The 12,004-nt window shown below is 72.4% G+C and carries 9 protein-coding genes; 4 read left to right on the top strand and 5 right to left on the bottom strand.

The features are described 5' to 3' along the window. Positions 1 to 55: 55 nt before the first annotated feature. The 4 genes from GD748_RS19390 to GD748_RS03565 all read left to right on the top strand — a co-directional run bounded on the left by GD748_RS19390 (position 56) and on the right by GD748_RS03565 (position 4,042). Positions 56 to 1,093 carry a branched-chain amino acid ABC transporter permease gene (locus GD748_RS19390; RefSeq protein ID WP_452176679.1) on the top strand — a complete coding sequence of 346 codons (1,038 nt, stop codon included), beginning with the start codon at positions 56 to 58 and terminating at the stop codon, positions 1,091 to 1,093. Continuing rightward, positions 1,090 to 1,929 (top strand): ABC transporter ATP-binding protein, encoded by an 840-nt coding sequence (locus tag GD748_RS19385; RefSeq protein WP_193312794.1) that lies wholly within the window; start codon positions 1,090 to 1,092, stop codon positions 1,927 to 1,929. The genes GD748_RS19390 and GD748_RS19385 overlap by 4 nt, the downstream gene beginning before the upstream one ends. Further along, positions 1,926 to 2,636, top strand: coding sequence for an ABC transporter ATP-binding protein (locus GD748_RS03570; protein ID WP_152193793.1), 711 nt, complete (start codon positions 1,926 to 1,928; stop codon positions 2,634 to 2,636). The genes GD748_RS19385 and GD748_RS03570 overlap by 4 nt, the downstream gene beginning before the upstream one ends. 467 nt (positions 2,637 to 3,103) lie before the next feature. Then, complete coding sequence (locus tag GD748_RS03565) at positions 3,104 to 4,042, top strand: dihydrodipicolinate synthase family protein (RefSeq protein WP_152193792.1); 939 nt, start codon at positions 3,104 to 3,106, stop codon at positions 4,040 to 4,042. Positions 4,043 to 4,324: 282 nt separating this feature from the next. Here GD748_RS03565 and GD748_RS03560 read toward each other — a convergent pair whose 3' ends face one another. The 5 genes from GD748_RS03560 to GD748_RS03540 form a co-directional block, all read right to left on the bottom strand. After that, a complete protein-coding gene (locus GD748_RS03560) occupies positions 4,325 to 6,469 on the bottom strand; it encodes a M6 family metallopeptidase (protein WP_152193791.1) in 2,145 nt (714 codons plus the stop codon). 266 nt (positions 6,470 to 6,735) lie between these two features. Next, complete coding sequence (locus GD748_RS03555) at positions 6,736 to 8,232, bottom strand: ATP/GTP-binding protein (RefSeq protein WP_152193790.1); 1,497 nt, start codon at positions 8,230 to 8,232, stop codon at positions 6,736 to 6,738. After that, positions 8,229 to 9,746, bottom strand: coding sequence for an SCO6880 family protein (locus GD748_RS03550; protein ID WP_193312793.1), 1,518 nt, complete (start codon positions 9,744 to 9,746; stop codon positions 8,229 to 8,231). Before GD748_RS03550 ends, GD748_RS03555 begins: the two co-directional genes overlap by 4 nt. Next, positions 9,721 to 11,286 (bottom strand): hypothetical protein, encoded by a 1,566-nt coding sequence (locus GD748_RS03545; protein WP_152193789.1) that lies wholly within the window; start codon positions 11,284 to 11,286, stop codon positions 9,721 to 9,723. Before GD748_RS03545 ends, GD748_RS03550 begins: the two co-directional genes overlap by 26 nt. Beyond that, on the bottom strand, positions 11,283 to 12,002 hold the full coding sequence (locus tag GD748_RS03540; RefSeq protein WP_152193788.1) for a hypothetical protein: 720 nt from the start codon (positions 12,000 to 12,002) through the stop codon (positions 11,283 to 11,285). Before GD748_RS03540 ends, GD748_RS03545 begins: the two co-directional genes overlap by 4 nt. Positions 12,003 to 12,004: the final 2 nt, after the last annotated feature.

Below are 12,004 nucleotides of genomic sequence, written 5' to 3'. Positions count from 1 at the left end.
GCCGACGCGCGAGCGCCCCGCCCCCGAGCGTGGGCTGCTCCAGCCGCGCCGGTTCATGGGCGCGGCCGGCGGGGCCCTGCTGCTGCTCGCCCTCGCGGTGCCGTTCATCAACGCGTCCCCGTACGTCATCTCCATCGGGACCTCGGCGTTCATCTACATCATGCTGGCGATGGGGCTGAACATCGTCGTCGGGTACGCCGGCCTGCTGGACCTGGGGTACTACGCGTTCTTCGCCGTCGGCGCGTACACCTCGGGCGTGCTCGCCACCAACGACATGCCGCTGGTGTTCACGATCCCGTTCGTGATCGTGGCGTGCATCGGCGCCGGCATCATCATCGGTGGGCCGACCCTGCGCCTGCGCAGCGACTACCTCGCCATCGTGACGCTGGGCTTCGGTGAGATCATCCGGCTCACCGCCAACAACCTCGAGATCACCGGCGGCCCGTCCGGCATCAGCGGCATCCCGACCTTCTCGTTCTTCGGCTGGTCGTACCGCGACGGCCTCGACCTGTTCGGGATCCACTTCAACGGCAACATCCTGCTGTACTACACGGCCGTCCTGGCCGGCGGCGGGTTCACCGTGCTCGCCGTCTCCCGGCTGGGCCGCGGCCGGCTCGGGCGGGCGTGGCGGGCGATCAAGGACGACGAGGACGCCGCCGAGGCGATGGGGATCAACACCTACCTCACCAAGCTCGCCGCCTACATCCTCGGCGCGATCTTCGGCGGGCTCGCCGGCATCCTCATGAGCGCCCACCAGTCGGCGATCAGCCCGACGTCGTTCATCTTCCTCAACTCGGCGCTGCTGCTCATGGCCGTGGTGCTCGGCGGTATGGGCTCCACGCCGGGTGTCATCATCGGCGCGCTCGTCATCTCCCTGGCACCGGAGCTGCTGCGCGACTTCGCGAGCTGGCGGTTCCTCCTCTTCGGTCTGCTGCTCGTGCTGATGATGATCTTCCGCCCGCAGGGTGTGTGGCCGTCCACGGCGGTGCTGCCATTCCTGCGCTACCGGCGTGGCCAACGCTCGCCCCGGGAGGGGTTCAGGACGCACGCCCCGGACAACGAGAACGTCGACCGGTCGGAGGAGCAGGCATGAGCGAGCACACGACGGCGGTCACGGCACCTGCCGGCACGATCGCGGACGCCGGCGACGGGCCGCTGCTCCAGGTGCGCGACCTCCGGCTGAGCTTCGGCGGCGTCAAGGCCGTCGACGGTCTGACGTTCGACGCACACGCGGGGCAGATCATCTCCGTGATCGGCCCCAACGGTGCGGGCAAGACGAGCGCGTTCAACTGCATCACCGGCTTCTACCGGGCGACCGGCGGGGAGATCCTCTTCGCCGGCGAGAACATCATGAAGCGCCTGCCGTCGACGATCGCGAAGGGCGGCCTGGCCCGCACGTTCCAGAACGTGCGGATGTTCCGGGAGATGACCGTCGTCGACAACGTCAAGACGGCGATGCACGCGCGGATCAGCCAGAACGTCTTCGACGCCATCCTGCACACGCCGCGGTACCGGCGGGTGGAGCGCCAGGCGCTCGAGGACGCCCGCGGGTGGCTGGACTTCGTCGGGTTCTCCCACGACGAGGACCTGCTCGCCGCCCAGCTGCCCTACGGCGAGCAGCGCCGCGTCGAGATCGCCCGCGCGCTGGCGTCCCAGCCGCGCATGCTGCTCCTGGACGAGCCGGCCGCCGGGCTCAACCACAGCGAGAAGCAGGACCTCATCGACCTCATCCGCCGCATCCGCGACCTCGGGGTCGGCATCGTGCTCATCGAGCACGACATGGGGCTGGTCATGAACATCTCCGAGCGCGTCGTCGTGCTCAACTTCGGCAGGGAGATCGCCGACGGCACGCCTGAGGAGGTGCGCCGCAACCCCGAGGTCATCGAGGCGTACCTCGGTGCCGAGGAGACCGAGGAGGAGGGCCAGTGAGCACCGAGCTCGTGGTCGAGGACGTCGACCTGTTCTACGGCCGGGTGCAGGCGCTGCGGGGCCTGAGCCTGACCGTCGGCACGGGGGAGGTCGTCGCGCTGCTGGGGAACAACGGCGCCGGCAAGACCTCGACCCTGTCGATGCTGTCCGGCCTCTACCGGCCCCACAAGGGCACGGTGACCTGGCAGGGCGAGGACATCACGAGGACCACGCCGTGGGACCTGGTGCGCCGGGGCCTGGTGCAGGTGCCAGAGGGGCGGCGGATCTTCTCCACGATGTCCGTCCACGAGAACCTCCAGCTCGGCGGGTACCAGGTGCGCGACCCGAAGGACCTCGCCGAGCGGATCGACGCGGTCTACGAGATGCTCCCGCGGCTGGGGGAGCGCAAGAACCAGCAGGGCGGCACGCTCTCGGGGGGCGAGCAGCAGATGCTCGCGATCGGCCGCGCCCACGTGGGGCGGCCACGGCTGCTCCTGCTGGACGAGCCGTCGATGGGTCTGGCGCCGCTGGTGGTCAAGCAGGTCATGGAGCTCGTCAAGAGCATCAACGACGACGGCACCACGATCCTCCTCGTCGAGCAGAACGCCCGGGCGGCGCTGCGTATCGCCCACCGGGCCTACGTCATCGAGTCCGGGCGGGTGGCGCTCTCCGGGCCGGCGTCCGAGCTGGCCCAGGACCGGGCGGTCATCGAGGCGTACATGGGCTGAGGCGTGGTGCCCGGCGGCCCTGTGCCGCCGGGCACGTGAAGGTGCTGGTCGCCCATCCGGCCGCGGCTGGCGGCTCGGGCTCGCACCTGGTAGACGGCCCCGACGTCGCGTGGCCGGCCCACCGGGCCATCGGCCCCGCACTCGGGGCCGCTCCGTCCGGTCCGGGCGAGATCACCGAAGCAGACCGGCGCGGTTGCGGAAAGTTGTCCGGATAGTCCGTACGGATGTTCCGCGGGTAAGGGGGGTCGTAGCACTCCCGCACGGAGGTTTCACGCACCAAGGCGCGGTCGCACTCCGCATGGAGGGGCCGTCGCAGCACCCGACGTTCCGCGGCCAGGCGGCGGCGCAGCAGCCCCAGAACAACGGTGCGCATCGCAAGTGCTGGCGGGAAGCGTTCTCGTCCAGTAGGGTGTGACATATTACAGATGCCGAGCATCGATGCCGGCACGACTCGAAGGGTGTGGACAATGGCTGAGCTCAACCTCGGCGGCGTGGTCGTCGCGACCGCCCTGCCGTACAAGGAGGACCCCGCGGCGCCCGCCGGCCTGGCGGTCGACTACGACCGGTTCGCCGAGCACTGCAGCTGGCTGATCGACAACGGCTGCCGCGGAGTGGGCCCGAACGGGTCGCTCGGCGAGTACTCCTCGCTCACCGACGAGGAGCGCCGCAAGGTCGTGCAGACCGCGGTCGAGGCGGTCGGTGGCCGCGGCGTCGTGGTCGCCGGGGTGCACGGGGCCGGATGGCACCAGGCCAAGCACTGGGCCGAGCTCGCCGCAGAGGACGGCGCCGACGGCGTCCTGTGCCTGCCGCCCACGATGTACCGCTCCGACCGGCGCGGCGTCGTCGAGCACTTCGAGAAGGTCGCCGAGGCGGGCCTGCCGATGATGATCTACAACAACCCGATCGACACGAAGGTCGACCTGGTCCCCGACCTCGTCGCCGAGCTCGCCGGCATCGAGAACGTCGTCGCCATCAAGGAGTTCAGCACCGACGTGCGCCGGGCGTTCGAGATCGCCGACGCCTGCGAGGCCGCGGGCACCAGCATCGACGTCATCGCCGGCGCCGACGACGTGCTGTTCGAGTCCATGGTCGACGGCGCGGTCGGCTGGTTCGGTGGCTACCCCAACGTGTTCCCGGCCGAGACCGTCGCGGTCTACAACCACATGGTCGAGGGCCGTTACGCGGAGGCTCGCGAGATCTACCGCCGCCTCATCGCCGCCTTCCGCTGGGACTCCAAGGTCGAGTTCGTCCAGGCCATCAAGCTGGGCATGGACATGGTCGGTCGCTACGGCGGCCCGTGCCGTCCGCCGCGCACGGCGCTGACCCCGGCGATGGAGGCCCAGGTCCGCGCCGACACCCAGCGCGCGCTCGACGCGCTCGCGGCCGTGCAGCCCGTGAGCGTGTGACGACCACGCAGGAGTGACTCCGGGCCGGTGCACCTACGGGTGCCCGGCCCGGAGCCGTGCCGGGAGCGCGCCGAACTGCACGCGCCGTCGCGGATCGCGCCGGGGCCCCGCCACGCCGGCCGGGAGCCGTGCCGGCAGCACGCGGAACCACACGCGCCGCGTCGAGGATCGCCCTGTGGCCCCGCCGCGCGCCACAGACGCGGGGTCCGGCCCGCCGGCCCGACCGCCACAGACGCGGGGGTCGGGCCCACCGGCCCGACCCCCGCGTCCCGCCGGAGCGGGCTACCGGCGCCCGTTCACCTTGACCACGTCGTAGTCGTACGTGGCGTCCAGGGAGCTGAGGTCCCCGGTCGGCATGTTGGACACGACGACGACGAAGTCGCTGTTCGGCCCGTTCGCGCACCTGGTGTCCAGCATGTACGTGGAGATCTGGTCGCCCGTGAAGCGGTACACGAAGTTGCCCGCCTCGTCGGTGAGCTCGCCCGGGCTGACAGTGCCCGGTGTGAGGTCGCAGGTGGAGATCACCTGCAGGGACCAGTTGTTCTCCTGCCTGCCGTCGGTCTCGATCCAGCCGCCCTCCTCGTCGACGACGTCGGCCGCCGCGCCGTCGACCGTGACGTCGTCGATGAACCAGCCGGTGTCGACGTACGCGGCGTCGGTGGAGTACCGCCACCGCAGGTCGGTCGCACCCTCCGGCACGGTCACCGAGTACTGCAGGTACTGCGGCTCGTCGACGAAGTACTCCCCGCCCGAGGTGCCGGTGATGCCGTTGCCCTCGGTGTTGTTCCCGTGCGGGTCCTCGTTCGTCGAGACGACGGCGCCGGCGGCGTCGGTCACCTCCAGGGTGACCCACTCGCCGTCGACCAGGGCCTCGACGAAGCCGAAGTCCCAGCCCTCCTCGATGAAGTGCCAGTTCCAGAAGCTGACGGTCTCGCCGCCGGTCACCGGCGTGGCCAGGTCGAGCGTGTTGTCCGACTGGCTGGCGTCGCCGCCCCACCAGTGGTCGGGGCCGCTGTGCGGCGCCACCTGGGCGAAGTCCTCGCCGGTGAACTCGAGGCTGACCCGCGGGCCGGGGTTGCGGAACTTCTCGTACGAGACGCCGAACGGCAGTGCGGTGCCGGACGGCCGGTTCGCCGCCCGGTCCCACTTCGCCGGCGGCTGGGCGCCCTGGTAGTTCCCGCGGTCGTCGAAGAACTCGTTGTTCGCGAGGTCGATGGTCCACCCGCCGGAGGCCGGGCCGAGGTCGAAGTTCTCCAGGTCCCACAGCGCCGAGGCCTCGTCGTCGAGGTACATCGTCACGGCCCAGTCCTGGAAGAGGTCCTGCGCGGAGCGGAGGTCCGAGCCGGTCTGGGCGTTGAACGCGTCGATGGCGCTCTGCACCCCGTCCATGCTGTTCGCCTGCTCCTCGAAGATCAGCTTGATGAGCAGGTCGCCGGCCGCGCCGTCGTACTCCAGGTCCGGCTCGAGGCTGCCGTCACCGTTGCCGCCGGCCTGCTCCCACAGGTAGGCGAAGTAGCTGAACGACGCACCGTAGTTCTCGAGGCCGCCGGCCCACCGGGTCAGGGAGGTCTCCCGGTGGAAGACCTGCTGGTACGTCAGGTGGCTGCCCGTCATGTCGTAGCCGTTGAGGAAGGCGGCGACGTCGGCCAGGCCCTCGTCCACCCAGGACAGCTCGCCGGGGTCGGAGTAGTTCATCAGCAGGTGCTCGAGCTCGTGGGCGATGACGCCCTCGTACAGCTCGGGCGAGTCGTTGACCGGGTCGTCGTCGCCCCACGGTGCGGTGCTCGGGTCCGAGCCCACCCGGTTCGCCCAGTCGTAGGCGTCGAGGACGATGACGTTCATGCCCAGGCTGTTCGCGAAGTCCGGGGCGAAGTAGCCGGCCGTGTAGCTGGTGACCGCGCAGTCGTAGTAACTGTCGTCCTGGACGTTGTAGACCAGCGTCACCAGTGAGTCGCTGCTCGGGTCGTCCGGGTCGGCCGCGTCCATCGGGCCGAAGTGCTCCTCGTCCACCCGGACGATCTGGCCGCTCAGCTCGTCGCCGAGGTAGTCGATCTGCCCCTGGGTGAGGGTGTAGTCAGCGGGATCGCTGGTCGCGCACGGGACGAACTCGTCGCCGGGGTTGTGGTCGAAGGCCGGGTCGAGGCTGTGCGTCCCCACGACGTCCTCGAACGTGCCGGTCGGGACGTAGACGTACACGGGGGTGCCGTCTGCGGTGGTGTTCGAGTACGCCAGCTCGAACGGCTGGTAGTACGTGCCACCGGCGGCGGAGTCGTTGATCGGGACGGTGATCGTCTCATCACCGGCGCTGCCGAGGTCTGCCGGCGGCACCGATGAGTGGTCGGCCAGGGCGGGTGACGCCAGACCGGCCATCGCGAGCGCAGCGGTGGCGGAGGTCCCGACCACCGTGCGCGTGAGTGACTGTCGCATGAGTTCCCCTCTACGCCCCTGGCGGGGCGAGTTGTCTCAGCCCGGGGCAGGCACTGCAGGGTCGTCGCCGACCGTTCCCCGGGGCGATGCGGACGGAGCGGGCACGACGCCGTGCCCGGCGGTCACGGTAGCCGCTCCGGTTCGTGCGCTCTAGAGGACGGAAGCGCCCCGATTCTTCTTCCCCTGCGCACGCCACGCAGGTCCGTATCCGGTGCCAGGTCAGTAGACGGTGCTCAGGCCCCGGCGCGCCGGCCCGAGCTGCGCCGTCACGCCTCGATCTCGTCCCGCTCCACCCGAGCGACGCGCGACATCTCGCGCCAACGCTTGTTGGTGTCGTGGATGCCCATCTCGACGCTGGTGAGCTGGACCTGCACGGGGATGCCCGGTCGGCCGCCCACCTTGACGAGGAACTTCCCGCGACCGGGCGGCTCCGTCTCCCGGTTGTGGATCGGGTCCCAGGCGGGCGGGTCCTGCCAGCCGATCAGCATCTCCTGCTCGGCGCGGGACATCGGCACCGCCTGGGTCAGCATGGCCATCTCCGCCCCGGGCAGGCCGCCGGCGATGACCATCCCGGAGCGCTCGACGAACCCGCGGGCCTTCATCCGGTCCTCCTCCGCCGGCAGCGCCAGGAGGTCGGACATGGTGTGAGAGATCATCGCGGTCCCCACCCCCCGGGTGCGGTTGAGCCGGGTGAGGGCGTCGACCCGGTCGACGATCCCGCGCCCGGCCCGCAGCACCCGCCAGAGCTCGTCCAGGACGACGAAGTAGTGCCGGCGCGGCTCCACACCGGCGTCGGCCAGCGCGTTGGCGACGTTGACCATGCCGAACCCGGCGGACCAGCACGCCAGCATCACCGCGGCCTGCAGGTCGGTCTGGGCGTCGTCGATGTGGCTCACGTCGTAGACCACGGGGCGGTCCCGGCGCATCGGGCTCGACGTGGGGTGCGAGAACGTCCGCCCCAGCCGGCCGCCGTCGACCAGGCCGATCAGCGACGCCTCGAGGTTCTCGGTCAGGACCTGGTACCTGTCGAGCGAGCCACGGTCCAGCGCGACCTGGCGCACGTCCTCGGGGGCCTCGCGGATCACCGCCAGCAGGTCCGGCAGCACCGGCACGCCCACGTGCCGCTCGTCCAGCACGCGCAGCGCACGGTCGAGGATCGTCTCCTCGCGGTCGCTCGGCGGCTGGGCGCGCAGGATCGTGAGCAGGGACGAGACCATCGTCAGCCGCCGCTCGTGCGCGTCGGCGAGCACCAGCTGCCGCGCGGTCCCCGTCAGGACGGCGGCCGCCGACGTCGCCTCGCCAGGGTCGAGGACGTTGATGTGCCCCCGTGCGCCGCCGAGCGTGATGACCTGGCCGCCCAGCGCCTCGATGAGGTCGACGTAGTCCGGCTTGAGGTCGCCGAGCACCAGCGGCATCACGCCGTAGCCGGCGAGCCCGGCCGCCATCCGCCGCACCAGCGTCGACTTGCCCAGGCCCGGCAGACCGAGCACGAAGGCGGACGGGTTGGAGATGAGGTTGGCCCGCTGGAACCACGAGACCGGGTCGCAGCACACCGTCGCGCCGGACGTCATGTTCCGGCCGAGCGGCACACCCACCATCGGGGTGCCGGAGCCGATCGCGTACGGCCACAGCCCGCACACCTGGCGGGTCGAGCCGCGCCACTCCGGCACCGGCTGGACCTCCGTCGAGCGGCCCCGGCCCAGCCCGGGCCATCCGCGCGGGCCGGGCCGGCGCTGCTGCGCCGTGGCCTGCCGGTCGCTCACAGCCGGTCCCTGACCTGGCCGGGCAGCGCCAGGTGCCGGGGCAGGACCAGGCCCAGGGGCAGCGCGGCGGCGAAGGCGGAGTCCTGCGAGCCGTAGACCGGACGCAGCCGCAGGCGGGCCGTCGCCGAGAGGTTCTCCACCGCGGCGTGGGCGTCCGCAGCCCGTGCGACGTCCAGCACCGTGGCCGTGACCAGCATGCCGAAGTTCACCAGGCCGGCCCCGGCCGCCTCCTCCTGGGCGGTCAGCGCCGCCGCGCGGGTGGCGAGCACGTCGCGGGCGGTGGGCTTGTCCGAGGACGTCTGGCGGAACTGGGCGGCACGCAGGTCCGCCTCGACGATCGCCGCGGCGCTGGCGGCGTCGATCGGTCGGTAGAGCAGGGTCACCCGCTTGCGCGCGACGTCCCGGTGCGGGGCGAGCAGCCGGGCCAGGATCGAGGACTGGACGTTGCCGCGCGGCGCCCCGGTCATCGCCCAGGTCACCGACAGCCCGGAGTCGTGCCGGTAGTCGTCCCAGGTGGCCTCGGCGGCCGACGGCCCGACGTCGGACCACGAGAGCGCTGTCGCCTCACCACGGGCGTGCAGCTCGTCGATGGCCGTGGCCGACGCCGGGTCGTAGGCGACGCGCACCAGCTCGCAGAGCTCCTGGGCGTCCAGCGGGTGCGCCGGACCGGCGCCGGTGGCCTGCAGCTCACCCGTCAGGCCGGGCAGTCGGGCGCCGAGCTCGCGGGCGAGCTCGGCGGCGCTGCGCTTCTTCCCGCCCCGGGCCGCCGCGAAGCTCAGCGCCACGTACGCGCGGACAGTGGAGGAGCCGCTCGGGTAGTCGCGCACCGTCTCGGCGAGCAGCGCGCGGGCGAACTCCGGGGCGTCGGGGTCGATGTTGGTGGCGACCTCGCGGCGCAGACGGGTGCCCGTGTCGGGGGCGGTCTCGACGGTCACCGAGGCGGCGACGATCCCGGGTTCGTCACCGAGGTTGGCCAGCCACAGCCCCCAGTCCGAGACCCAGGCGTCCACCTGCTCCTCGTCCACCAGGGCCGCGCCGTCGGGCTCGGTGCCGATGACGATCGTGAACGTGGAGGTCGACGGGACGCGCAGCAGCGCGAAGCGGCGGCCGTAGGAGTCGGAGTGCTCGCTGAGCTTCGACGCCGCCGCCAGGCCGGGCAGCTGGTTGGTGCCCCACGGCACCTGGCCCAGCGGCCCGGAGCGGTACAGGTGCTCCCCGGCCGAGCGCTGGCGCCACCACCCGACGCGGGCGGAGCCCTTGTCGAGCGCGTTGAGGCCGTGCTTGTCGCGCACCGCGATCGCCATGAGGAGAACGGCCAGGCCGGCCGCCACGGCGAGGCCGCGGAGCAGGTCCGAGAGCATGACGACCAGGACGACGACGATCAGGCCGCCCATGAGGATCATCGTCCCGACCGTGCCCAGCCCCATCAGGCCCGGACTCGTGGGCCGGCGCCAGTTGCCGTAGGTGCGGGGCACGTGGTGCCCTGGCTCAGCGGTGGCCGGCACGCGAACCATCTCCCTCGGTGCTCAGGTGCGCCGGACCGGGATCGGCCGGTCCTGTCTCGGCCGGACCCTCGGGCTCGGCCGACTCGTGCTCCTCAGTCTCGCGCGGCGCCGTCTCGCCCGCGCGGGATCCGCGGCTCTCGTCCAGGGCGTCGGCGGCGCCCGGCGGGGTCGCCGGACCGTCACGGCCGCTGGGACCGCCCTCGAGCGCACCGCCCGGGCCCGCGTGACGACCGCCGTCCTGGCCGCCCGCCGGCGCCAGGACCGCGGAGCTGCCGGGCAGTCCGACCGCCCCGCTGGGCCCCGCCGCCGGGCGGAGCCGGTGCACGGAGACCGCCCCGGTGGGCATCGCGGCCGACGTCCCGGGCGGCAGGGTCGTGGCGGCCGGCGTGGCCGACGGTGCGACGGTGCCGACGAGCGGTGCGACGACGCTCATCAGCGCCGGCAGGGCCATCAGTGCGAGGACCATGAGGATGATGCCCGCGAGCACCGGCACCAACCCGGTGCCGTCGTCGGCGAAGAGGTTCTGCTCGGTGAGCTGGAACGCGGTGGCGTAGACGATGGCCGCGGCCGGCTTGTACAGGACGAAGGCGACGATCCAGGCGATGACGCGGTAGAACCACGACCGGCCCACGGCGGTGTTCGTGAACGAGGCCGACAGCGGGAAGATGCCCGCCAGGATCACCAGCATCGCCCCGCGCAGGACCAGCAGCATGATCTGCACGAACGCCGCGACCACCGCGATGAGCCCGAGCACGATGATCAGCAGCACGCCCATGGTGTCGGAGAAGGTCAGCATCGCGGTGACCTGTGCGCCGAAGTCCGCGCCGCCCGTGACCCGCTCGAGGAGCCACAGGGCGAAGGAGTCCGCGGCCACGACGGCGAGCGCGATGACCGTCAGCCCAGCACCGGCGACGACCACCAGCGTCAGCAGCGAGCGCACGAGGTCGCGGCCCGCGGCGGCGCGCTGCTCCCACGCCATCTTCGCGCCGGCGACGATCACGGCGAGCACGGCCATGGCGGCGGTGAACCACCACAGGGCGTTCTGGGTCGTGGCGACGGGCGCGGAGCCGGTGGACGCGAACCGCTCGGCGGGCACCAGCGCCGCCACCAGCCCGGAGGCCGCGGAGATGAGGATGACCCCGCCGAGCACGACGCCGAGCCGGCCCAGGTGGCGCTCGCCGTCGCCGCGCCGCCCGGCCAGGGCCATCCACGCGCCGAGCGCGACGATGGACAGGACCGCCACGCCCAGGGAGACCCAGACGACGTAGCCGAGGACCGTCTCGACCGCGGCGACCGACTCCGGCGCGACCTCGCCGGCCTCGATCGCGCCCTCGCCGTCGCCGGTGAGCGACGGCGTGGCGACGTCCACCCACATCGTGCCCAGCGCCCCGAGCGTGGTGTCGAGCGCCTCCATGACGGCGCTCGCGAGCTCGTCGAGGGCGGTCGAGCCGCCGTCGACCTGCCAGCCGGCCGTCGCGCAGGAGACGTCGAGCGGGTCGCAGCCGGGGTCGGCCGGCAGGGTGGGGGTCGGGTCCGGGGTGGCCATCACGCCCCCGACCACAGGGTGTAGCCGGCCAGGTCGGGCACCTGGGTGGGTGGGCTGCCGAGCCGGCCGTCCTCGGTGAGGCGGACCTTCCAGTCCCCGTCCTGCCAGATCAGGTCGACGACGAAGCTGCCCAGGGCGCCGTCGCCGACGCTGATGGCGATGTCCACCGAGGCGCGCTCGCCGGTGTAGCCGAGCATGCGGAAGCCGCGCAGCTGGTAGCGCGCGGCGGGGCTGGGGGAGTCGTCGGGCTCGGTCAGGCGGACCAGCGCGGCGTCCCGGCCGGGTCCGGCGGCGGTCATCGTCTCGGTCATGCGGGGCACGAGCAGGTCGGTCGAGCCCATCGCGACCACGTTGGCGGCGGCGACCAGCGCCCCGACGGGGGTGCGGGCGTAGCAGGTGCGCAGCCCGTCGTCGGCCACGACCCCGGGGCCCGCGCCGGGGACCTCGGGAGCCGCGACCGTGCCGACGAGGCTCCAGCTGGTGGTGGCGGGGGCGCGGACGACGGTGCCGTCGAGCTCGACCTGCGCCAGGCCGCACACCGAGGCCATGTCCGGTTCCGCCGTCGGCGTGGCCGACGGGACGGGCACGGGTGGGTCCGCCCGGTCGGCACCACCCGCCTGGGTGGCGGCGAGCCAGACGGCGAGCACGACGAGGCCGACGACGAGCACGGCCGAGACGAGGAACGCCGGCCTGGCCCATACGTTGCGCTCGTCCTCCATGC

The sequence above is a fragment of the Georgenia subflava genome (genome assembly GCF_009193155.1).
Classification (GTDB): domain Bacteria; phylum Actinomycetota; class Actinomycetes; order Actinomycetales; family Actinomycetaceae; genus Georgenia; species Georgenia subflava.
Note: the sequence above shows the minus strand (reverse complement) of the source record. Positions and strands in the feature narration are given on the sequence as shown.

Bases quoted from the DNA above. Each gene is read 5' to 3' on its own strand.
- GD748_RS03550 (WP_193312793.1), bottom strand. From the start codon at position 9,746: ATGGTTCGCGTGCCGGCCACCGCTGAGCCAGGGCACCACGTGCCCCGC.
- GD748_RS03540 (WP_152193788.1), bottom strand. From the start codon at position 12,002: ATGGAGGACGAGCGCAACGTATGGGCCAGGCCGGCGTTCCTCGTCTCG.
- GD748_RS19390 (WP_452176679.1), top strand. From the start codon at position 56: ATGGGCGCGGCCGGCGGGGCCCTGCTGCTGCTCGCCCTCGCGGTGCCG.
- GD748_RS03565 (WP_152193792.1), top strand. From the start codon at position 3,104: ATGGCTGAGCTCAACCTCGGCGGCGTGGTCGTCGCGACCGCCCTGCCG.
- GD748_RS03560 (WP_152193791.1), bottom strand. From the start codon at position 6,469: ATGCGACAGTCACTCACGCGCACGGTGGTCGGGACCTCCGCCACCGCT.
- GD748_RS19385 (WP_193312794.1), top strand. From the start codon at position 1,090: ATGAGCGAGCACACGACGGCGGTCACGGCACCTGCCGGCACGATCGCG.